The sequence below is a fragment of the Streptomyces tricolor genome, assembly GCF_002155905.1.
GTDB classification, from domain to species: Bacteria; Actinomycetota; Actinomycetes; order Streptomycetales; family Streptomycetaceae; genus Streptomyces; species Streptomyces tricolor.
On sequence record NZ_MUMF01000163.1, the window covers coordinates 1 to 19765 of the forward strand.

General features: G+C 71.3%; 23 protein-coding genes and 1 pseudogene. 5 read left to right on the forward strand and 19 right to left on the reverse strand.

The window, feature by feature from the left end; all coding sequences use genetic code 11:
- Positions 1 to 538: 538 nt before the first annotated feature.
- The 10 genes from CCN44_RS44405 to CCN44_RS13020 form a co-directional block, all read right to left on the reverse strand.
- Positions 539 to 715 carry a hypothetical protein gene (locus CCN44_RS44405; RefSeq protein ID WP_158103099.1) on the reverse strand — a complete coding sequence of 59 codons (177 nt, stop codon included), beginning with the start codon at positions 713 to 715 and terminating at the stop codon, positions 539 to 541.
- Positions 715 to 1089 (reverse strand): hypothetical protein, encoded by a 375-nt coding sequence (locus CCN44_RS12980; protein WP_086697727.1) that lies wholly within the window; start codon positions 1087 to 1089, stop codon positions 715 to 717. The genes CCN44_RS44405 and CCN44_RS12980 overlap by 1 nt, the downstream gene beginning before the upstream one ends.
- Before the next feature lie 63 nt (positions 1090 to 1152).
- Positions 1153 to 1914, reverse strand: a complete 762-nt coding sequence (locus CCN44_RS12985; protein WP_086697728.1) for an ATP-binding protein — start codon at positions 1912 to 1914, stop codon at positions 1153 to 1155.
- An 11-nt stretch (positions 1915 to 1925) separates the two neighbouring features.
- Positions 1926 to 2840, reverse strand: coding sequence for a PD-(D/E)XK nuclease-like domain-containing protein (locus tag CCN44_RS12990; RefSeq protein ID WP_086697729.1), 915 nt, complete (start codon positions 2838 to 2840; stop codon positions 1926 to 1928).
- The gene (locus tag CCN44_RS12995) at positions 2837 to 3088 is read right to left on the reverse strand and encodes a hypothetical protein (RefSeq protein ID WP_086697730.1); all 252 of its coding nucleotides are present in this window, start codon (positions 3086 to 3088) and stop codon (positions 2837 to 2839) included. Before CCN44_RS12995 ends, CCN44_RS12990 begins: the two co-directional genes overlap by 4 nt.
- Positions 3089 to 3209: 121 nt before the next feature.
- On the reverse strand, positions 3210 to 4247 hold the full coding sequence (locus CCN44_RS13000) for a hypothetical protein (RefSeq protein WP_086697731.1): 1038 nt from the start codon (positions 4245 to 4247) through the stop codon (positions 3210 to 3212).
- 107 nt (positions 4248 to 4354) lie between these two features.
- On the reverse strand, positions 4355 to 4555 hold the full coding sequence (locus CCN44_RS13005; protein WP_086697732.1) for a hypothetical protein: 201 nt from the start codon (positions 4553 to 4555) through the stop codon (positions 4355 to 4357).
- Entirely contained in the window at positions 4555 to 4866 is a 312-nt protein-coding gene (locus tag CCN44_RS13010; RefSeq protein ID WP_086697733.1) for a hypothetical protein, read from the reverse strand. Before CCN44_RS13010 ends, CCN44_RS13005 begins: the two co-directional genes overlap by 1 nt.
- Positions 4863 to 5711, reverse strand: a complete 849-nt coding sequence (locus CCN44_RS13015; protein WP_143649722.1) for a hypothetical protein — start codon at positions 5709 to 5711, stop codon at positions 4863 to 4865. Before CCN44_RS13015 ends, CCN44_RS13010 begins: the two co-directional genes overlap by 4 nt.
- Before the next feature lie 85 nt (positions 5712 to 5796).
- Positions 5797 to 6024 (reverse strand): helix-turn-helix transcriptional regulator, encoded by a 228-nt coding sequence (locus tag CCN44_RS13020; RefSeq protein WP_086697735.1) that lies wholly within the window; start codon positions 6022 to 6024, stop codon positions 5797 to 5799.
- Positions 6025 to 6534: 510 nt separating this feature from the next.
- On the opposite strand from CCN44_RS13020, the gene CCN44_RS43990 reads away from it, so the two are divergent.
- From CCN44_RS43990 to CCN44_RS13035, 3 genes are all read left to right on the forward strand, one after another.
- Positions 6535 to 6987 (forward strand): hypothetical protein, encoded by a 453-nt coding sequence (locus tag CCN44_RS43990; RefSeq protein ID WP_143649724.1) that lies wholly within the window; start codon positions 6535 to 6537, stop codon positions 6985 to 6987.
- Positions 6988 to 7144: 157 nt separating this feature from the next.
- A complete protein-coding gene (locus tag CCN44_RS13030; RefSeq protein WP_059253168.1) occupies positions 7145 to 7594 on the forward strand; it encodes a hypothetical protein in 450 nt (149 codons plus the stop codon).
- 23 nt (positions 7595 to 7617) lie between these two features.
- The gene (locus CCN44_RS13035) at positions 7618 to 9021 is read left to right on the forward strand and encodes a tyrosine-type recombinase/integrase (RefSeq protein ID WP_079081194.1); all 1404 of its coding nucleotides are present in this window, start codon (positions 7618 to 7620) and stop codon (positions 9019 to 9021) included.
- An 82-nt stretch (positions 9022 to 9103) separates the two neighbouring features.
- On the opposite strand, the pseudogene CCN44_RS13040 reads toward CCN44_RS13035, so the two are convergent.
- The 3 genes and pseudogenes from CCN44_RS13040 to CCN44_RS13050 form a co-directional block, all read right to left on the reverse strand.
- Positions 9104 to 10258, reverse strand: a pseudogene (locus CCN44_RS13040) (AAA family ATPase); the annotation flags it as partial.
- Positions 10255 to 11718: a 3' terminal RNA ribose 2'-O-methyltransferase Hen1 gene (locus CCN44_RS13045; RefSeq protein WP_059253162.1), complete on the reverse strand. Its 1464-nt coding sequence runs from the start codon at positions 11716 to 11718 to the stop codon at positions 10255 to 10257. The pseudogene CCN44_RS13040 and the gene CCN44_RS13045, both read right to left, overlap by 4 nt.
- Before the next feature lie 128 nt (positions 11719 to 11846).
- The gene (locus CCN44_RS13050; protein ID WP_237481346.1) at positions 11847 to 12770 is read right to left on the reverse strand and encodes a hypothetical protein; all 924 of its coding nucleotides are present in this window, start codon (positions 12768 to 12770) and stop codon (positions 11847 to 11849) included.
- Positions 12771 to 12949: 179 nt separating this feature from the next.
- Between CCN44_RS13050 and CCN44_RS13055 the strand changes: the two genes are divergently transcribed.
- Entirely contained in the window at positions 12950 to 13906 is a 957-nt protein-coding gene (locus CCN44_RS13055) for a D-alanyl-D-alanine carboxypeptidase family protein (protein ID WP_086697736.1), read from the forward strand.
- 494 nt (positions 13907 to 14400) lie between these two features.
- Here CCN44_RS13055 and CCN44_RS13065 read toward each other — a convergent pair whose 3' ends face one another.
- Both CCN44_RS13065 and CCN44_RS13070 read right to left on the reverse strand, forming a co-directional pair.
- Positions 14401 to 14928, reverse strand: a complete 528-nt coding sequence (locus CCN44_RS13065; RefSeq protein ID WP_059253157.1) for a hypothetical protein — start codon at positions 14926 to 14928, stop codon at positions 14401 to 14403.
- 130 nt (positions 14929 to 15058) lie between these two features.
- A complete protein-coding gene (locus tag CCN44_RS13070; protein ID WP_059253155.1) occupies positions 15059 to 15982 on the reverse strand; it encodes an LLM class F420-dependent oxidoreductase in 924 nt (307 codons plus the stop codon).
- A gap of 236 nt (positions 15983 to 16218) precedes the next feature.
- Here CCN44_RS13070 and CCN44_RS45000 point away from each other — a divergent pair, with 236 nt between their 5' ends.
- Positions 16219 to 16383: a hypothetical protein gene (locus CCN44_RS45000; protein ID WP_167403975.1), complete on the forward strand. Its 165-nt coding sequence runs from the start codon at positions 16219 to 16221 to the stop codon at positions 16381 to 16383.
- A gap of 196 nt (positions 16384 to 16579) precedes the next feature.
- On the opposite strand, the gene CCN44_RS13080 is transcribed toward CCN44_RS45000, so the two are convergent.
- The 4 genes from CCN44_RS13080 to CCN44_RS13095 all read right to left on the reverse strand — a co-directional run bounded on the left by CCN44_RS13080 (position 16580) and on the right by CCN44_RS13095 (position 19376).
- Positions 16580 to 17065 (reverse strand): DUF6099 family protein, encoded by a 486-nt coding sequence (locus CCN44_RS13080; protein ID WP_167403976.1) that lies wholly within the window; start codon positions 17063 to 17065, stop codon positions 16580 to 16582.
- Between the two features lie 167 nt (positions 17066 to 17232).
- A complete protein-coding gene (locus tag CCN44_RS13085) occupies positions 17233 to 17598 on the reverse strand; it encodes a nucleotide pyrophosphohydrolase (RefSeq protein WP_086697738.1) in 366 nt (121 codons plus the stop codon).
- Positions 17595 to 18788 (reverse strand): AAA family ATPase, encoded by a 1194-nt coding sequence (locus CCN44_RS13090; RefSeq protein ID WP_086697739.1) that lies wholly within the window; start codon positions 18786 to 18788, stop codon positions 17595 to 17597. Before CCN44_RS13090 ends, CCN44_RS13085 begins: the two co-directional genes overlap by 4 nt.
- 198 nt (positions 18789 to 18986) lie before the next feature.
- Positions 18987 to 19376: a cell division protein SepF gene (locus CCN44_RS13095; RefSeq protein WP_059253147.1), complete on the reverse strand. Its 390-nt coding sequence runs from the start codon at positions 19374 to 19376 to the stop codon at positions 18987 to 18989.
- Positions 19377 to 19765: the final 389 nt, after the last annotated feature.

Genomic DNA, 19765 nt, shown 5'->3' on the forward strand with positions numbered 1-19765 from the left:
GGGTCGTCGATGTCGTCCCATGCAAGGGGCCCGTGCCAGCCCTCGGCAACGGCTCGCCGCTCGTTCTTCCAGCTGTTCCCTCGTCGGCTGACGAGCTGCCGGTAGGCGTTGGCGAGGGCGGTTGCCGCCCGGTTGTCGATGATCTTCCAGCGGCCGTCGGCGAGGAGGCTGATGCTGGCCTTGCTGAGTCCGCTGAGGGCGGCGATGTCGGCGCGGCTGTGGCCGAGGCTGTACAGGGCGCGGACACGGCGGGTGGAGCCGACCGCGGGTCGCTCGGCGTTGCCGTCGAAGCGGCGNNCGCCGGCCTGCCGGGCGATGAGTGTCTGGCTCATGCCGCTGGCGCGGAGCATCTGGATGTGGGGCAGCACTTCCTCGATGGGGACGAGGTTGCGTTCGCCTCTCTGCCGTCGCAGTTCTCGCTGGAGGTCGGCCTGTCGGTGGGCGCGGGTGCAGCGGGCGCATCGGCAGGGCGGTCGGGTGCCGGTGCGGTTGCCCTTGTAGCGGGCGTCGGTGCCGTGCGGGGGCATTGTGGTGGTCTTCACTGGGTCTCCTCCTTCCGGCTGTAGCGGGCGATGACGGCGGGGTTGGCGAGGTGGGCTTCGAGGTGCCGGGTGCGGGCCCTGTCGCGGAGGCAGCGGCCAGCGGCGCCGAGGGCTCCGCCGATCGCTCCGACCGCGACCGCGGCCAGCCACAGAAAGGCGAGGTAGCGGGCCATCACGCCACCTGCCGCTGCTGCTCGGCGCAGGCGGCCTGCCGCTGCTTGATGTAGTCCCGGCCGGGCGCCGTCAGCGCGTAGACGTTCACCGGCTTGCCGTGGGCCCGCGGGTTGATCGACGGCTCGTCGCCGACCCGGATCAGGACGCGCGGGGTGCGCAGGTGGGTGAGCCGGGCGAAGTACAGGCCGCAGGCGGCGCGTCCGGTCTCGGGCAGCACCTGCCACAGGTCGTTCGCGGAGAACGGCCGGCCGTCGCCCGCTATGGCGAGCAGGGCCTGGTCGAAGAGGGCCTCGGTCCAGTCGGTGACGGCGGCGTACAGGGCGGCCAGCTGTTCGTTGGCCTGCTGGCGGGACTGCTCGGGGGTAAGCGTCATGACGTAATCTCCTGGGGAGTTGCGGGGTCGCCGCAGGTTCGGGCCGCGGCGACCCCGGGGCGGTTACTCGGTGGGCTCGGTGTTGAGCCAGGCGAGGAGCGGGGCAGCGATGTCGCGGGCCCCGACCGGCCGCTTGATGACCTTGCGGTGGAGGTCCGGGCAGCGGGACTTGAGGACTTCGAGGGTGTTCTCCAGGTCCATCGCGAGGGCGACGTCGAACTCGTACTCGATGCCCTTGCGCTGCTCGGGCCGCATGCCGACCCGCTCGGGCTTGCCACCGTTCAGCACCCACTCGGTGTAGGAGCGCATCGAGCAGACGACGTGGCCGGGGTAGGCGAGGATCGCGGCGACCATGTCGTTCTGCAGCGGGGTGCCGTCCTTCCAGCCGGCGAACTTGTTGCCGCCGTACCGGCTGCTGGCCTTCTCGACCTGGTCGAGGGTGCCGTCGGTGCCCTTCCAGAAGTGGCTGAGGCTGTCGACGAACACGGTCGGGTAGCCGGCTTGGGCGGCGGAGTCGAGGACGCGGACGAGGTCGCGCGGGTCGTAGCGGTCCATGGAGACGGTGTCGAACTGGATGCCGCCGATCCCGGCGTAGAGGCTGGCGGCGCCCTTTTCGGTGTCGATGACGGCGAACTTGCGGCCCTCAGACAGGCCGTGGGCGATCGACAGGCCGGTCCACGTCTTGCCGGAGCCGGACATGCCCTGGATGGACAGGCGGGCCTTGCGGCCGGCCTTGCTGGCGGGGCGGAACGCGAACTGCTGCGGGGCACCGTTCTGTTCGGCGGCCGGGCGTCCGGTGCGGACGGGCGGCGGAAGCTGGGACATGCGGGAGGCTCCTAGGCGTACTGGCGCTCGACCCACGGGGGGAGCGAGATCATCGGGTTGGGGAGGTAGCCAGGCCACTCACCGCTGGCGCGGCAGATGGCGTAGGTGTTGAGGGCGACCTCGTTGAGGTGGCGGCCGATGCCGCGGGCCATCGGGTCGCAGGTCGTGACGACCACCAGGTAGGGCGGGTCCTTCTCCTGGACCACGAACTTCATGGGCTGCTCGGGGTCGGCGACGGCGAGGGCTTCGCCGCCGTCCTCGTACCAACTCTGCTGCTGGTGGTAGCCGTGCTCGTTGAACGCCTTCTCCAAGTCCTCCCGGCGGCAGGACCGGGCGGTCTTGTAGTCGACGATCTGGCCGTCGTGGCGGAGCCAGTCGAAGCGGCAGCGGCGCCAGACTCCGCGGTCCTCCCAGAAGGCGGACATTTCGGCGAGCCCGGAGCCGGGCTCCAGCAGCGCGGCGGCTTCCTCGTCGGCGCGCAGTGCGGCGGCCATGGAGCGGACTTGCTCCAGCTCGTGGCGCTTGAGCGGGATGTCGCCGGCCGCCCTGATCGCGGCGACCTCGGCCCTGATGCTGTCGGTGTCCCACCGCGGGGCGTCGACGAGGACCAGCTCGGGTCCGTCGTCGAGAACCAGCTTGTGGGCGGCGGTGCCGAGATCGAGGGCCTTGTTGTGGGGCTGAGGGTTGTCGAGCTGCCACTTGAAGACGGCCGGGCAGTGCTTCACGAGCGTGCGGGCGCCGGTTGAGGAGAGGCTGCCGCCGGGGATCGGGTCGGCGTGGTACTGCTCGGCGGGGATGTCGTACAGGCCGGGCTCGACCTCGGCCGGCGCCGCGCTGGCGCCGTCCTCGCAGTCCTCGCAGAGGCCAGTGCCCGGGACGAACGGCCCGTCAGTGGAGCCGCACTGGCGGCAGGCGAGCGGGCTCACGCGGCCACCTGCCCGCCGGCGATGGCCTGCAGGACGGCGATGCCGTTCTCGTCGTACTTGGCGAGGAGGACCGCGTCGCCGTAGTCGGGGAACGCGGTGCAGAGCTTGGCCCGGTTCACCATGTCGGCGCGGTCGATGAGGCTGATCAGGGACTCGGTCCAGTCGCCGGCCGGGTAGCCGCCGCGGCCGAAGTGGGAGAGGACGTGGGAGGCGACCTCGGCGGGGATCCTGGGGCGCTTGGTGCTCATGTGAGGCTCCTGAGGGTGTGCTGGGTGGCGGCGGCCAGCCCCGGCTGGGGGATATCCGGGGCTGGCCGCCTCGGACGCCGCGGAGCGAGGGGGGCGCTCGACACGGCGGGCTCTGGTGCGGTCAGGCGGCGGTCTCGGCGGCCCGCTCGTCGGCGAGCTTCTTGAGGTGGGCCTCGTACTCGTCGTGCCACTTCTGCGGGTCGAAGCCGGCCTTCTCAGCCTCGTCCCGGGCCCACTCGTTGATCTCGCCGGACTCGCACTGCTGGGTGACGTCGTCGAGGGTCTTGCGCAGCAGGTCCGGTGCCGCCTTCTCCATGACCTTCAGCAGTCGGTACGCGAGCCACGACTGGGTACCGGCCAGCGCGTAGGCGGCGAGCGCGCCGGTGTCACCGGTCGCCACCTTGAAGATGTCCGTGGTGGAGCGGAGAGTCTGCTTCAGCAGATCCTCGATGTAGGTCTCGACCAGGTGGTCCTTCTCCTCCAGGGCGGCAGCCTCCCAGTGGTGCAGCGTCTGCTCCTGCTCGACCGTCGGGCCGGTCTCGCCGAGAGAGCCCTTCCACGACTCCCACCGTCCGGCCGGGGACTCGTCGTCGCCGATCCGCCTGGGCATCTGCAGGCCGACGAAGTTCGTGGCGTAGATGACCACGGGCTTGTCGAAGGCGGGCTGCCAGGTGGTGATGCCGTCTCCGACTTCCTGCCAGCGGGCGAGGAGGCGAGTCCGCCAGCCACTCCACGGGGACTCGGTCGGCGCGTGGTTGAGGGCGGTGCGAATGAGGTCGCGCCACTCGGGGAAGTAGCCGCTGCTGGCCTGCAGGACGAGCTTGCTGCGGTTGCTGCTGACGGTCAGCTCGTCGGCGCTGGCGGACAGGTGGACGTTTTCGCCGCCCGGGTGGGCGTCCGCCCAGGCCCGGAGCGCGGTGACGTTGTCGGTCCACTCGGCTGCGCTGATGGTGAGCTTCCAGGCGGGGGCGATGCCGACGGCGCGTTCGCGGGCGACGGCGAGGGTGTAGCGGTCGGTGGCGACGGCGTGCAGGTGCTGGCCGTCGTAGTCGAGGTGGACGCCCTCGATGGCGCCGGACCCGCTGTTCCGTCCGATGTGGGGGTCGACTCGGCGGAGCAGCTCGGTGAGCTGGTAGGCGGTCAGGCTGGTCAGAGACACGTGATCTCCCTGTGGAATGCTGGTGGTGGGTCCCCGGGCGTCTGCCGCGCTCGGGGTTTCTGCTTGGACGCCGACCCAGCGGGGGTGCTCACCGCCGGGCCGGCGGGTCAGTGGCCGGGCTGGGCCGGCTGGTCGCCTCCGAAGTCGGCGGGGATGTCGACGAGCCCGCACGCGATGGACTCGATGAGGCCCGGGTCGGTGATCCAGTCGGGCGCCCGGCGGGTGATGCCGAGGCCGGACAGCAGGCCGGGCAGTATCACCGGCTCGGCGTCGGCCGGCATCGGCGGCAGGTCCAGCGGGGCGGTCATCAGGCGTCTCCGCCGTCGCGTTCCGCCTTCAAGCGGGCAATCTCCTCGCGGGCGGCAGCCAGTTCGTCCGCGGCGGTGCGTTCGCGAGCCGCTTCCTCGACGATGGCGTTACGCCAGTCGGTGACGCCCTTCAGGAACGTCTCGGCGATCTTCACCCTGTCGTCGTGGCTCAGCTTGCTCGGCATCTGCAGCGCGATGTTCCCCGGGCCGTGCCAGCCGTCAGGCTCGATGTACAGAACCGGGTTGGCGAGCGAACTCCCTCGGACGTTGGTGCGCGGCTCCAGGAAGATGGTGATGCTGTAGCTGCTCACGACGCCTCCCCGAGCCCGAGCTGGGTGGGGAACGCGGCGGCGTAGTAGCGGTCCCAGGTCTCCTCGAACACCGGCCGGTGTCGCACCGTCCACGCCTTCGTCTCACGGACCGTGCCGTTCGGCAGCTCCGCCTGGCGCTTCCCGATCTCCTCGCCGGTCCGCTCCTTGTAGATGGCGGCGGCTCGGCGGCCGAACCAGGACTGCACCGAATCGATCTCCCGACGCCGCAGGCCCTTGCCCTTCAGGAAGTCGGGCACGTACAGGGGCACGTCCAGCGGGTCAACCTCGGGCTCCTCGCCCAGCGCCCGGGCGGCGACCACCCGCGCCTTCGTCTCCAGCCAGGCGGAGTCGACGATGCCCTCGGCGACCTTCAGCACCCGCATTCGGGCCTCGGCCAGTTCGATCGCCTCGACGGCCTCGGAGCGTTGCTGCGCGGTCGCCTTCTCCTCGACCTCAAGCAGGTAGGTGCGAACCTTGCGGGCGACCTCGGATTCGGCCAGCAACTGACCGACGTTGAGGATCGCGCGGCGGGTGAACACCGTAATGGCGGGCGCCTTTGTCTCCGTCAGGTTGGCGGAGAGAAAGGCCCTCCGCTCTGCGCCGCGGAGTACGCGGAGGCCGTTCTCGCTGAGCTCCTCGCGGTGCCGGCGGATGACGCTCTCGATGGCGTCCGTGCCGGTCTCAAAGAAGTTGGCGACGATGTCGATCGTGGCGTGCACGCCGTCGGGCAGCAGCGCCAGCGCCTTGACCTTGTCGAGTACGTCGACCCGGTCGGCGGTCTGCGCCCGCATCGTGCGGGACTCCGTCAAGACCAGCTCGCTGGGCTGGTCAGGCATACTGGGCACAGGCGGTCCTCTCGTTCAGTGCGTTCGGTTGGGGATCGCGAGGTCGTCCCGGGTCACTGTCGGGGCGGCCTCTTTGCGTGCCGCGTCAGGCGGCGGCGAGTGCCAGGTCGGCCGACTCGGAGTCGCTGTTCATCCAGGCGTCCAGGTCGGCGATCTTGTAGCGGTAGCGGCGCCGGCCGTGGAGCGTTCCCTGAGGGCCGTAGCCGTCACGGCGCCAGCGGTAGAGGGTGGTGACGCAGACGCCGAGGTAGTCGGCGGCGTCTTCACTCCAGAGCCAGCCCTTCGGTGCGGCCTTGGTTTGCTTGGTGGGCATTCGGTTCATTCCTCACTCGTGTGGGCTGCACTTCGAGACGTGCGGTTCAGTTTTGGAGACGCTGGGGGCGCGAAAAGGACGAGGATGGCGACCCCGAGGGCCTCCGCGAGGGCTGTGGCGTCCAGAACGTCCGCCGTGCGCTGTCGGCCAGTGAGGAGCTTTTCGATGACTCCCTGGCCGACACCCGAAGCGTCGGCCAGGGAGCGGACCGAGAAGGACTCCCCTCGGCCGGGATGCTGCATACAGTGCCTGAGTATTTCGATCTTGCGCAGGGCGTAGCGTCGACTCACGAGTCCCCCGTGTGTTGCGGAGCGGCTTGCCTGACATAGCTAAGCACAGCCGAGACGAGTCGTCTACAGAACGGAGACGACAAGGGTCGAGTATCGGCAAAGTTCATGGCTCGATAGCATGTTTCCGTAGACGGATCGTCTCCGATCTCGGATGGTTGTACAGACTGAGCTGGTATTTTCTCGACGTCCATCACCATCTACAGAGACAGTCGGTACTGACGTGACCCGAGAGGACGAGGACATGACGGCAGCGGCCACTGCCCCTGACCAAGGCGCGGCCGAGACGAGCCCCCGTGGTGCACTCTCACGACTGATCCGGGACGCCAACGACCGCGGACTGTCCTACTCGAAGATGTCCCAGCGAGCCGTCGACCCTGAATCGGGCACCAGACTGTCCAAACCGTACCTGCAGCGCCTCGTGACCAACCCGCCTGCCAACGCGCCCAGCCCAGCACAGATGCGGGCTCTGCAAGCCGCCCTCGGCGTGAGCCTTCGCCGCGTCAAGGCCGCAGCGGCCGAGCAGTGGCTGGAATACGAAGCCACCGAACTGGCAGGCTATAACGACGAAGTGCGCATCATCGTCGGCCACTTGGCCGGGATGCCCGAGGCTGAGCTGCGTCGTTGGCGTGCAATGATCGAAGCCGACGAGCGGGCCCGCCGCGAAAACGAGTAGCGCGCACCAGCAGATCGCGACGTCGAATGGCTGAAAAAGTATATAAGTAGACTTTCAGCTGAACGGATTGTCGCGCTCTGTTTACGCGACGTACCCTTCCATAACCGTGTGCGTTCGCGCTCTTGCGCCCACGCGCACCGCACCAACGGGAGGGCACATGCTGCGCGTCGTGTACGAAGCCACCACCGACATCGCTCCGGGCCGGCTGGTGCAGATCCAGGAGACCCGCGGACGGGTCAGCGTCAAGCTCCGCCAAGGCGTCACCGCCGACGAGTACATCCCGCAGCTGAACGCCGCGCTCAAGGACTTCGTCAGCCAGTGCAGCTGGTTCCAAATCTGGCGCGGGAAGATCATAAGCGCCAACTCCCCCGACAGCCCGCTCACCGTCCAGTACGAGGCAGACTCGAATGTCGACCGGAAGCAGGCCGTCCAGATCCGGGAACATCGCGGCGTCGTCAGGCTGCACATCTGCCCCGACCTGACCTCCGAGGAGCTGGCCCTCGCGGTGAACAAGCCGATCGAGCTGTTCCTGGCCGGCGGCCAGTGGTTCCAGCTCTGGCAGGGTGAGATCGTCACGATGGAAGAGCCAGGCAGCACTGCGGCCTGACATGCAACTCCAGGAGGTACCCGGTGCCCGGCTACATCGAGGACCGCTGGTACAAGAAGGGCCCCGACGGCAAGCGCACCATCCCCACCGACCGGTGCAACCAGGGCAAGCGCTACCGAGTGGCCGGCGTACCCGGCGTGCGGGACCGCAGCTTCGACAAGCTCACGGGAATCGACGGCGCCAAGGCCTGGCTGGCCAAGGCCCAGCACGAGTCGACTCGGGGCGAATTCATCGACCCGCGCGACGGCACGATGCTGCTCCGCGAGTACGTCGAGGACCATTGGTGGCCGAACCAGAACTACCCCGACCCCATCACCAGGGCCACGATGCGCGGCAAGCTGCGCAACCACATCCTCGCCCACCTCGGGGCGAAGCCGCTGAACACCATCAAGACGCCGCAGCTGCGGGCCTGGCTGAAGACGCTGAACGCCACATTGGGCCCGGGCACGGTCAACGACGTGTGGGGTGCGCTGTCGTCCATCCTGCAAGCTGCCGTCGACGATGAGCGGATCACCAAGAACTACTGCAGATCCCAGCGGACCGTGCGCCCGCCGGCCCGGCCCGAGCCGAGGGCGACCGCCTGGTCGCGCGAGCAGGTACTGCTGGTGCGGTCTCACATCGACTCTCGCGTGCAACTCGCCGTCGACGTAGGGGTTGGCGCCGGGCTGCGGCAGGGAGAGGTGTTCGGACTGGCCGTCGAGGACATCGACTATGACGCGCAGGTCATCCACGTGCGACGTCAGGTGAAGAAGGTCGGCTCCAAGTTGGTGTTCGCCCTGCCGAAGGGGCGGAAGGTCCGGTCTGTTCCGGTGCCTCCGCATCTTCTGCAGCGCGTGAGGGAGCATCTGGAGCGCTGGCCCGCCAAGACCGTCACGCTGCCGTGGGGGGATCCGGAGGAGGGGGCCACGGAGAAGGAGATGAAGGAGCGGGCGCCGCGGACGTTCGAGCTGCTCCTCACGTCAGCCCGCGGTGGTGCCTGGCGGCGTGACTACTTCAACGACACGCTGTGGAAGCCGGCCCTCGAAGCGGCCGGGCTCATCGGTCCGCCAGAGGAGAAGAAGCGGCCGATCGCCGGGAAGCCGGGGAGGTTCCGGACGGTCAAGCGGTACGCGGAGGAACGGGAGATGGGCTTCCACTCGCTGCGGCACACGTTCGCGTCGGTGCAGCTGGACGCCCGGGAGAACGTTGTGGCAGTCTCGAAGTGGCTGGGCCACGCGGATCCGTCGATCACACTCCGGATCTACGCGCACATGATGCCCGAGGCGGATGGCCGGGGCCGTACTGCGATGCAGAACTGGTTCGAGGGAGACACGAAAAAGATCTCCCCAGCCGCTCCCCGGGTTTTGGAAGCCCCTGTTCCAGTGCTCTCCGACACTCCCCAGGAGCAGGGTGCAGACGTCCCTGATTCCCTCGCGGTAGTCCTCTGACCTGTGCGTATCTTGCTGTCGCGCCACGCCGGGCGATGTCCGGCGTGGCGTCTGACGTGGCTGGCGGGGAGATGTTGTGCCAGATGGTGTTGTTCAGCCATGTCGCCTCGGGCACGGGTGTGTGGCCGTAGACCACCGCGGCGCGGCCCCGGTAGTCCTCCGCCCACGGGTAGCGCACCGGCAGCCCGAACTCGTCGGTCTCGCCGGTGGTGTCGCCGTACAGGGCGTGCGAGCGGACCCGGCCGGAGGTGCGGCCGTGGTACTTCTCGGGCAGCCCGGCGTGGCAGACCACGAGCCGGCCGCCGTCCAGGACGTAGTGGCTGACCAGCCCGTCGATGAACGCGCGGACCTCGGCCCGGAACTCCTCGCTCTCGCCCTCCATCTGCGCGACGGTCTCGGCGAGCCCGTGGGTGTGCTGGACCTTGCGGCCCTTGAGGTACCGCCCGTACTTGTTCTCGTGGTTGCCGGGGACGCACAGGGCATTGCCGGACTTCACCATCGACATCACGCGGCGCAGCACGCCGGGGCTGTCCGGGCCGCGGTCGACCAGGTCGCCGACGAACACGGCGGTACGGCCCTCGGGGTGCACGCCGTCGGCATAGCCCAGCTTGGCCAGCAGCGCCTCCAGTTCGGCGGAGCAGCCGTGGACGTCGCCGATGATGTCGAACGGGCCCGTGAGGTGGGTGAGGTCGTTGTAGCGCTTCTCGGTGACGACGGTGGCGTGCTCGGCCTCCTCGACCCCGCGCAGCACATGCACCTTGCGGAAGCCCTCGCGCTCCAGGTGGCGCAGGGAGCGGCGCAGTTCGCGGATGTGCCGCTGGATCACCCGGCGGGGCATGTCGGCCCGGTCGGTGCGGGCCGCGTTGCGCTCGGCGCACACCTCCTCCGGCATGTCCAGCACGATGGCGATGGGCAGCACGTCGTACTTCTTCGCCAGCTCGATCAGCTGCCGGCGGCTGTCCTGCTGCACGCTCGTGGCGTCCACGACGGTACGGCGGCCGGCGGCCAGCCGCTTGCCGGCGATGTAGTGCAGGACGTCGAAGGCGTCCCGGCTGGCGCTCTGGTCGTTCTCGTCGTCGGCGACCAGGCCGCGGCAGAAGTCGGAGGAGATCACCTCGGTGGGCTTGAAGTGCCGGCGGGCGAAGGTGGACTTGCCGGAGCCGGAGGCGCCGACGAGGACGACGAGGGAGAGGTCGGTGACGGGGAGGACCCGCCCCTGGTGCTGTGTGCCGGTCATGCCGCCTTCGCCTCCTTCTCGGTCCTGATCGTGAAAGTCGCCATCTGGGTGGGCGGGCCCACCTCGGGGTCGTCGGGGCCGACAGGCGCGAAGGCGACCTCGTACCCGTGCCGTTCCGCCACGGCCTCCGCCCAGCCGCGGAACTCCTCGCGCGTCCACTCGAAGCGGTGGTCGCCGTGCCGGACGTGTCCGGCGGGCAGGGCCTCCCAGCGGACGTTGTACTCGACGTTCGGGGTGGTCACCACGACCGTGCGCGGGCGGGCGTGCCCGAACACCGCGTACTCCAGGGCGGGCAGCCGGGGCAGGTCGAGGTGCTCGATCACCTCGCTGAGCACGGCGGCGTCGTAGCCCTTCAGCCGGTTGTCGGTGTAGGCGAGGGAGCCCTGGACGAGCCGGACGCGCGCGGCCTGCCGCTCGCCCATGCGGTCCAGCTTCAGCCGCCGGGCGGCGATGGTCAGGGCGCGCATCGACACGTCGACCCCGAGGATCTCGGTGAACCGCGCGTCCTTGAGCAGCGCCTGCACCAACTGGCCCTCTCCGCAGCCGAGGTCGAGGACCCGTGCGGCGCCGGCGGCCCGCAGCGCCTCGATGATCGCGTCCCGGCGCTGCACGGCGAGCGGGGTCGGCTTCTCCTCCGTCTCGGTCTCGTCCGCGACGGCGTTGTCGATGTCCGCCACGTCGCTGTCGTCGGCCTCCGCGAGCCGCACCAGTTCCAGCCGCTCCATCGCCTGGCGGGTCAGCGACCAGCGGCGCGCGAGATAGCGGCTGGTGATCAGCTTCTGTTCCGGGTGCTCGGGCAGCCAGCCCTCGCCGGCCCGCAGCAGCTTGTCGACCTCGTCGGCGGCGACCCAGTAGTGCTTGGCGTCGTCGAGCACCGGCAGCAGCACGTAGAGGTGGCGCAGCGCCTCGGCGAGGGTCAGCCGGTCCGACTCCAGCAGGAGCCGGACGTACCGCGAGTCGCCCCACTCCGGGAACGCGGTGTCGAGCGGCACGGGGTCGGCGGTGACGGTCCAGCCGAGCGGTTCGAAGAGCCGTCGTACGAGGTCGGGACCGCCGCGGGCGGGCAGCGCCGGGACCTCGACGCGCAGCGGCAGCGGGGCGGCGGCCCGCTCCGGGCGGGCGGTGCACACCCCGCGCAGGGCGCTGGAGAACACACTGCTCAGCGCGACCGCGAGCAGGGAGGAGGCCGCGTAGGGGCGGTCGTTGACGTACTGCGCGAGGGCGGCGTCGGGCGCGCCGCCGCGGCCCTTGCCCTTGCCCCGGCGGACCAGCGCGACCGTGTCGATCTCCAGCAGCAGGGCGGCCGTGCAGCGCTCGGCGTCCGCCTCGGGGTAGAAGACGTGCGCCGTGCCGTACGACGTGGAGAACGCCTGCGCCTTGTCGGGGTGCTTGTGCAGCAGGTACCCGAGGTCGGTGGCCGGGCTCCCGGCCGTCCCGGTGGTGGAGATCGTCACGAACATGCTGTCGAGTGTCCCTGGTCGGGGCCCCTCGGACCACCTGTTTTAGGGGTGCCCCGGCGGACGGCCGGGCGGGCCGGACCGACCCCCGCGCCGCTGCGCCCGGGGCCCCCTCGGGCGGAACTCGCCGCTCAGGACCGGTCGTCGACGATCTTCCGGGCGTTCGCCATGGCCCGCTCGGCGCCGGCCCGCTGCTCGTCCAGCTCCTTCTTGTGCGCGGCGATGGCCTTCTTCTGGGCGCGGCTCTCGACGGCGTGCACGGCCTGGATGTAGCCGGTGTCGAGTTTGCACCGGGCGTCCGCGGCGGCGGTCTTCTTCTCCTTCTGCGACGGCTTGTCGCCGCGGAACCAGGCGCTGTCGGTGGACGCCTCGTCCGGGTCCGGGTAGCGGAAGCCCTCGTCCTTCATGCAGTCCGACCACGCGCGGTCGGCCTTCTTCCAGGCGGGGTCCTTCCGCGCCGCCTTGTGCGCCTGGTACCAGTACTGCGCGGCGAGCGAGTAGTAGCCGCTGAGCTGCACGCCGCCCACCTTCACGGGCTTGGGCTCGGGGCCGTAGATCTTCCGCACCGCCTCCCCCATGCAGCCCTTCTTCGGGATGGGGTGGCCGTGCGCCCGGCGGCTGTCGCCGGACTCGAAGGTGCCGGTGAGGGCCGCGTACTGGTCGGCCGGCCACTCCATGGGCTGGGTGCCGGGCTCGTCGCGCTGCCGGTTGTGGTAGCCGTGCTCGGCGGCCAGGTCCGGGTCGTCCACCCCGTACGGGCTGTCGTCGCCGACCTTGCTGCTGCTCGCCAGGGTGCCCTGCCGCACCGGGTAGGTGCCGTCGACGGTCCTGATGTCGAGCGTCTTGAAGCCGGTGAACCCGAGCCGGACCATGCACTGTTTGGCGAGGATCCACTGCGCCGTGCCGACGGCCTTCCCGTCGGGGGAGGTCGCGTCCGGGATGTAGGCGTTCAGCGGGAACGACTTCATGGTGTTGAGGCGGCGGGCCTCGTCGTCGGAGTCGTCGTCGCCGACGAACTGGCATGCCGACACGGCGAGCAGGCCGGTCAGAGCCAAGGGGAGGAGTTTACGCACGCGGTCATACGACCAGCCGGGGATCATGTGCGCTGTGATGGAAGCCACAGTTCCGGCACACGGTGTTCACAGAAGACCCATGTGATCTCCGTTACGGCCGCACGGACCGGGACCTGATGGAGTGAGCCCCCGTCAACTGACCACTGACAGAAGGGGGAACCATGACCGACGACCAGGGCTTCCGGGTACGCAGGAGAGCCGCCGTCGCCGTGGCGACCGGTGCCGTCCTCGGCGCGGGGATCCTCGCGACCGCTCCCGCCCAGGCCGCCACGGCGACGCCCGCGGCCTCCGCCCCGCGCTCCGCCGCCGCGGCACCGGGGGTGTCGGCCCAGGGCGCGTACGCGATGAACGCGGCCACGGGCAAGCAGCTCTTCGGCAAGGCCGTGGACGGCCGGCTGCGCACCGGCTCCACCACGAAGATCATGACGGCGCTGGTGGTGCTGTCGCAGCGGAACGTGGACCTCGACAAGAAGGTGAGGATCAAGAAGGCGTACACCGACTACGTCATCGACCCCACGACGCACATCCAGCGCTACTCCAGCGCCAACCTCATCCTCGGCGACTCGATGAAGGTGCGCGACCTGCTGTACGGCCTGCTGCTCCCGTCGGGCTGCGACGCGGCCTACGCGCTGGCGGACACCTACGGTTCGGGCTCGACGACGGCCCAGCGGACCAAGTCGTTCATCGGCAAGATGAACAGCAAGGCGCGCGAACTGGGCCTGAGGAACACCCACTTCGACTCCTTCGACGGGGTGTCCAACGGGAAGAACTACTCCTCGCCGCGCGATCTGACCAAGCTGGCCGGGGCCGCGCTGAAGAACAAGACGTTCAAGAAGGTCGTCGGCACCAAGGTGTACGACGACATGCAGTCCTACCGGCCCGGCGGCGGCACGCACGCCATGCAGCCGTGGAAGAACTCGAACAAGCTCCTCGGCTCGTACCGCGGCGCGTTCGGCGTGAAGACCGGCTCCGGGCCGGAGGCGAAGTTCTGCCTCGTGTTCGCGGCCACCCGCGGTTCCCGGACGGTCGTGGGCACCGTGCTCGCGGACACCTCGGCGGACCAGCGGTTCAAGGACGCGGCGAAGATCCTCGACCACGGCTTCGCCCAGCGCGGCTGAGCCGGCCCGGGGGGATCAACGGATCCCCCCGGCACCGGGCAGCCCTCCCGGCGTCCCCGCCCTCTCACCCGACGCACGGGCCGGCCCAGGAGTCGGAGGAACCGACCGTGCGCCGGACCGCCCGGACCGGCAGCGGCGGGCGCGCGGGGGTCCTGGCCGCCGTGGCGCCGCTCGCGGCGTCCTGCGGCACCGGCCGCCGGTGCCCGCCGGTGCCGGCCCCTGCCGCGGCCCGCGACGCCGGCCGGCGCACCGGGAAGGCCGCGTCTCCCGGCCCGCTTCCGGCCCTGGGCCGCACGGCACGGCGCGGAGGGCCCCGCGGCCACGGCCACCCGGGGGTCCTCGTCCGCCTCGGCGAGGACGCCTACGACGTCGGACTCACCGGCGCCCGCGCCCCGGGCGACCGCGGGACGGGCCCGCAGCGGCGGCCGACGCGTTCCCGACGTGGTGGGACGGCGCCGGCGGGGACACCGGCGCCGCCTGGAACCTGCTCGTCCTCACACGGGACGGGGGCCGTCTCCTGACCCGGGGTCCGTGACCGGCACGCGCGGCTCCGGGCGGCGGTCGGCCCACGTCCGGGCGAGCACCCCGAGGGCCACGGCGGCCAGGCCCAGGGCGAGCACGAGGAGGTTGATCCAGAAGTAGCCGGGGCTGCTCGGACGGGTGCTGCCGTCGGCCAGGACGCAGTCGAAGCGGAGCGGCAGGAACGAGCCCGACTGGCCCACGAGCACGCCGGGCGGGAAGTCGTCACGGCACTCGTGGGCCGGGGTGGAGTCCGCGCCGGAGGAGGACTCGTGCACGGAGATCGCGACCGCTCCGGCGCCCAGCAGGTAGAGGACGAGGGCGGCCCAGCCCGCCATCCACGCCGACCAGCGCATCAGGTCGAGCCGCCAGTCCGGGCGCCGGCCGGGCATCGCGACGGAGCCGAGCTTGACGATCAGGGCGATCAGCCAGGCGGGGACCGCGAGCAGGGCCGGGAAGAGCAGGAGGCCGAAGAGGAGGCCGAGCGGGGAGTCGTCGTCCATCGGGCGATCCCAGCAGGGCCGCCCTCCCCCGGCCGTGACGGAAGCCATAGTTCCGGTCACAGGCTCGTCACAGCCGGGAGCGGGGTCCCGGGGCTCGTGGGCCGGGCTCCGGGACGGGCAGGACGGGTGGCTACGACAGCTGGGCCTGGACCTGGCTGGAGATCAGCTCCAGGTGGTCCAGGTCGTCGAGGTCCAGCAGCTGGAGGTAGATGCGCTGGGAGCCGATCTCGGCGTAGCGGCCGATCTTGTCGACGACCTCGGCCGGGGAACCGGCCAGTCCGTTGGCCTTCAGCTCGTCCACCTGACGGCCGATCGCGGCGGCGCGCCGGGCCACCTCCTGGTCGTCCCTGCCGACGCAGACGACGAGCGCGTTGGAGTACGTCAGCTCGTCCGCGGCACGGCCCGCCGCCACCGCCGCCTCCCGCACCCGGCCGAACTGCCGCGCGCTGTCCTCGATCGAGGCGAAGGGGATGTTGAACTCGTCGGCGTACCGGGCGGCGAGCCGGGGGGTGCGGGTGGCGCCGTGGCCGCCGATGAGCACCGGCACCTTCTTCTGGGCGGGCTTGGGCAGCGCCGGCGAGTCGGTGAGGTCGTAGTAGGCGCCGTGGAAGTCGAAGGTCTTGCCGACCTCGGTCGCCCACAGCCCGGTGACGATCGCGAGCTGCTCCTCCAGCCGCGCGAACTTCTCCTTCGGGAACGGGATGCCGTACGCCTTGTGCTCCTCCTCGAACCAGCCCGCGCCGAGGCCGAGTTCGACCCGGCCGCCGGACATCTGGTCGACCTGGGCGACCTGGATGGCGAGCACGCCGGGCAGCCGGAAGGTGCCGGCGGTCATCAGGGTGCCCAGGCGGATGCGCTTGGTCTCGCGGGCCAGGCCGGCCAGCGTGATCCAGGCGTCCGTGGGACCGGGCAGCCCGTCCACGTTGCCCATGCGGAGATAGTGGTCCGAACGGAAGAAGGCGTCGAACCCGAGGTCCTCGGTGGCCTTCGCCACGGTGAGCAGGGTGTCGTAGGTGGCCCCTTGCTGGGGCTCGGTGAAGATTCGAAGGTCCATACATCTATCCTGCACGGCGCCGGCCGCGCCGACCGCGCCGGTACCGGCCGCACGGCCTTGCCCGGTCGGGTGAAATTCGTCCACCCTGCGCGCGGGCCTCGCCCCGGGCCAGTGACCGGCCCCGGCGGTGATCGTTGGGCCGTCGGAGCCGGACCGCCCGGCGCCCGCGCCGGACGGTGGCCGCCGTCGCGCGTCACCGCGCCGGCCCGGCCGGGCCGGGGGCCGAGGAGGCCGTCATGTCCGAAGAGTCCGTTCCCCCGCAGGGAGGCGCCGCCGGTCGGCCGAAGGGGTTGCTGGAGCAGATGGAGGAACTGATGGCGGCACTGAACGCGGACCTGTCGGCCCTGGCGGACCTACAGGCCTCGGCACCGGCACGGGGCACGGCCGACGAGGCGGACTGAAACACCCCGCCGCGCGGCACGACCCACGCTCCGGCCCAGGTCACCCGGCTCACGGCACCCGGCCCACGGTTCAGGGCTCACGGCTGTGCCGTGCGGCTTGCCCCGTACGGTCCACGGCGCGGTCCTCGCTCGGCACGGGCTCCGGGCATCGCTCCGGCACGGGCTGGGGACATCGCTCCGGCGCGGGCCCGGTCGTTCACACCCCGGACGGGCTGTCCTGGGCGTCCTCCGGCAGCACCTCCTCCCGGGCCGCCAGCTTGCGCAGCATCTCCAGGACGCGGTCGCGGGACTCGTCGGCCGCGTCGATCGCCTCCATGCACTGCCAGTACGTCGTCTCGTCGGCCGCCGCGCTGGCCATGCCGACCAGGGCTATGCCGACCTCACCGAGCAGGCCGCCGAGGCAGAGCAGGGTCTCGCGGGCGTCGTCCAGCTCGGTGAGCTGGGCGGCACGCAGGTCGCCCGGGTCGAGTTCGGGCGGGTCCAGGACCCCGCAGCCCCGGCCCGCCAGCTCGGTCAGTCCCAGCGCCTCGCCCCGCAGCTCCGGCGGGCCGGAGACCGCCAGCCGGCTCCCGATCGCCTGCGCCAGGGCCTGCGCCTGCCAGACCTCCGCCATCATCTCCGGCGTGTCGACGCCGCCCGCCAGGGCTCGCCTGCTCGTGAGGATGAGCCGTACCGCATCCATCCGATGCCCCCGTCCCTCCGCCGCGCCATCCTGCACGGCTCACTGAACTCTCCTGTCCACTACCCAGAGTGAGGGCCCGTGAGACGAAAAGCCAGAGGAAGGCGGAAAATTCTGGACAACAATTCGGAGTCAACCGGCGATTTGACTGCGGAGAGTAATAACGGACTTCAGGAGTCCGCTTGTTGCTCCCCGGCTCGCTCCTCCGCACCCGGAACCGGGAACCGGCGTTCGTTGCGCTCGATCTTGGCGGCCAGGGCGGCCAGCGGGTCGATGCCGAGGACCTCGCACAGCTGGAGCAGGTAGGCCAGGACGTCGGCGACCTCGTCCGTGACGCGGTGCGCGGTGCCGGGGTCGTCCATCACCCGGGCCGACTCCTCCGGCGTCAGCCACTGGAAGATCTCGACCAGTTCGGAGGCCTCCACGGAGAGGGCGGCGACCAGGTTCTTGGGCGTGTGGTAGGGCTGCCAGTTCCGCGCGGCGGCGAACTCGGCCAGCCGGCGCTGGAGTCGGGCCAGGTCGGGGTGTTCCGTCACGGGTTCAGGTGTACCACCGTGACGCCCGGGGCCCCGGCGGCCCAGGAGGCGTCCTGCACGGCGGCCACGCAGCGGATGTGCCCGCGCTCGCCCATCCGGGCGGCCGTCCGCAGCAGTTCCCGGCGCTGGCGGGGGTCCAGGCCGCGGTCGAAGCCGTCGGCGAGGACGGTGAGGGTCCGCAGGGCGTCGGGCACCTCGCCCGGGGCGTCCACCTCCAGCACGCCCGGACCGGTCAGCAGCACCAGCGTCAGCGCGACATAGCGCAGCTCGCCGTCGCCGAGCCGGGCGAGTTCGGTGCGGAAGCCGTCGCCGCGGTCGAGCAGCGCCCGTACCGTGCCGTCCGCCAGCGGCTCGGCGACCAGGTCGGCCACCCGGCCGGAGCAGCCCCCGCGCAGCGCCTCGACCAGCTGGCCGTGCCGCCGGCCGCACTCCGCGCGCGTGCGCCACAGCACATCGGCGAGGTTGTCGCAGCCGGGCAGCAGCCGGCCGGAGCCGGTGGGCACGGGGACGCGCATGTACTCGGGGCGGGGATCGCAGGGGAAGACCGAGCGGAGGGCGACGACCATCTGCTCGGCCGCGGCGAGCACACGGCGCTGGCCGTCCGTCTTGCCGGCCACCCGCAGCGGCAGCAGGGCCGTGCCCAGGCGGTCGTCGGGGAGCGGGGCGCGGGTCACCGGGGCGGTGCCCGCGGTGTGCCAGGCGGCCTGGACGGTCCGGCGCCCGGGGTCGCGCAGCGCGGTCTCCAGCAGGACGACTCCGCGCGCGGTCAGCCGTTCGCCGACGATCCGCAGGTCGGGTTCGGCCTGTACGGCGAGGTCGAGCCGGACCGGGCCCTCGGCGCCGTCGGCCGTGCAGCCGATCCGGAAGCCCCGGCGCCGCTCGGCGTCGGGCCGCGCCCGTTCCGGTACGCAGGCGACCGGGTCCGGGAACGCCTCGACGAGCGGAGCTCCGCCGCCGAGCCGGGCCAGCGCCTCGAACACGGCGAGCGCGGTCGTCTTGCCGGATCCGCTGGGTCCCGCGAAGACCGTGACCGGTCCCAGCGGAAAGCCGGCCCGCCGGTGTCCCGCGAAGGCCGACAGCCGCAGCTCGGTGATGCGGGCGCGGATGTCGAGGGGGGCGCGGGACTGCGCGGGAACGGTGGCGGACGCGTGGGCCGCCGGCGGCTCAGCGGACACGGAGGGCACGGCCATAGGCGGACCGTATGGGGGCGTTCCCGCGAGGAAGCGTTTCACCGCCGTGACGTTCCTACGATCGGGGGACGGTCCGCTGCGGCGCGGTGCGGCTACGGCTACCGGGGCGGGGCTGCCGGCTCGCTGCCGAGTGCCGGGCCGTTCGTGGTTGCTCGCGCCGTTCCCCGCGCCCCCAGCGGGGCGCTGCGGCCTGGGGGGTCAGCCGCCCGAGAGGCCGGCCCCTTCCATCAGGCCGCTGACCTCCGTGCCGGGTGGGGTGAGGAGGAAGACGTTGCGGTCGACGCGGTGCATCCCGCTGCCCAGGCCGAAGACGACGCCGGTGCTGAAGTCGAGGACGCGCTTGGCGACGTCGCCCTCCGCGCCGGAGAGGTCGAGCAGGACCGGTACGCCGGCCATCAGGGTCTCGGCCACCTCGCGGGCGTCCGCGAAGACGTTGACGCGCAGGACCACGAACCGACGCCGCGTCTCGGTCTCGGCGTCGGGCAGCGAGCGGTGGTTCACCGCGGACGGCCAGGCGTCCCGGCCCCGCAGCGGCACGACCTGGGCGAGCCCTTCCCACTGTTCATCGGTGACGTCGTAACGGCTCACCGGCTCCCCCTGACCTGACTCGCATTCGATCCCTGCACCAGCCAATTCTTACGCCAAGTCACCCGTTCGGCCCAACAACGACACGGTGCGCGACCGGCCCGGTCGCCCCTCCCGCGGCAGGGGCGAGGAGTTGTGTCCGCATATGGCCCGCTTCTCACCGGGTTCACACCCGGCTCTTCACCGGCCGGGGCATGAGCCGGTCCCGGTCGCTGGTGCTCGCCTGCCTCCAGCGGGCCGGCCGCGACCTGCTGCGCGACACCTCCGCCCGGCTCGCCGGCACCGTCCGCCAGGCCCTCGCCGACTCCATGGGCCCCGAACAGCGAGCGGCCATGTGCGCCCGCGGGCCGGCCCCGCGGAACCGGAGCGACACAGGTCACCACCGCAAGAAG

Coding starts and splice junctions, on each gene's coding strand:
- CCN44_RS45000 (WP_167403975.1), top strand. CDS start 16,219: ATGTCCGAAGAGTCCGTTCCCCCGCAGGGAGGCGCCGCCGGTCGGCCG.
- CCN44_RS12985 (WP_086697728.1), bottom strand. CDS start 1,914: ATGTCCCAGCTTCCGCCGCCCGTCCGCACCGGACGCCCGGCCGCCGAA.
- CCN44_RS13055 (WP_086697736.1), top strand. CDS start 12,950: ATGACCGACGACCAGGGCTTCCGGGTACGCAGGAGAGCCGCCGTCGCC.
- CCN44_RS12995 (WP_086697730.1), bottom strand. CDS start 3,088: ATGAGCACCAAGCGCCCCAGGATCCCCGCCGAGGTCGCCTCCCACGTC.
- CCN44_RS13065 (WP_059253157.1), bottom strand. CDS start 14,928: ATGGACGACGACTCCCCGCTCGGCCTCCTCTTCGGCCTCCTGCTCTTC.
- CCN44_RS13005 (WP_086697732.1), bottom strand. CDS start 4,555: ATGACCGCCCCGCTGGACCTGCCGCCGATGCCGGCCGACGCCGAGCCG.
- CCN44_RS13070 (WP_059253155.1), bottom strand. CDS start 15,982: ATGGACCTTCGAATCTTCACCGAGCCCCAGCAAGGGGCCACCTACGAC.
- CCN44_RS13030 (WP_059253168.1), top strand. CDS start 7,145: ATGCTGCGCGTCGTGTACGAAGCCACCACCGACATCGCTCCGGGCCGG.
- CCN44_RS13080 (WP_167403976.1), bottom strand. CDS start 17,065: ATGGATGCGGTACGGCTCATCCTCACGAGCAGGCGAGCCCTGGCGGGC.
- CCN44_RS12980 (WP_086697727.1), bottom strand. CDS start 1,089: ATGACGCTTACCCCCGAGCAGTCCCGCCAGCAGGCCAACGAACAGCTG.
- CCN44_RS13090 (WP_086697739.1), bottom strand. CDS start 18,788: ATGGCCGTGCCCTCCGTGTCCGCTGAGCCGCCGGCGGCCCACGCGTCC.
- CCN44_RS13020 (WP_086697735.1), bottom strand. CDS start 6,024: ATGCCCACCAAGCAAACCAAGGCCGCACCGAAGGGCTGGCTCTGGAGT.
- CCN44_RS44405 (WP_158103099.1), bottom strand. CDS start 715: ATGGCCCGCTACCTCGCCTTTCTGTGGCTGGCCGCGGTCGCGGTCGGA.
- CCN44_RS13045 (WP_059253162.1), bottom strand. CDS start 11,718: ATGTTCGTGACGATCTCCACCACCGGGACGGCCGGGAGCCCGGCCACC.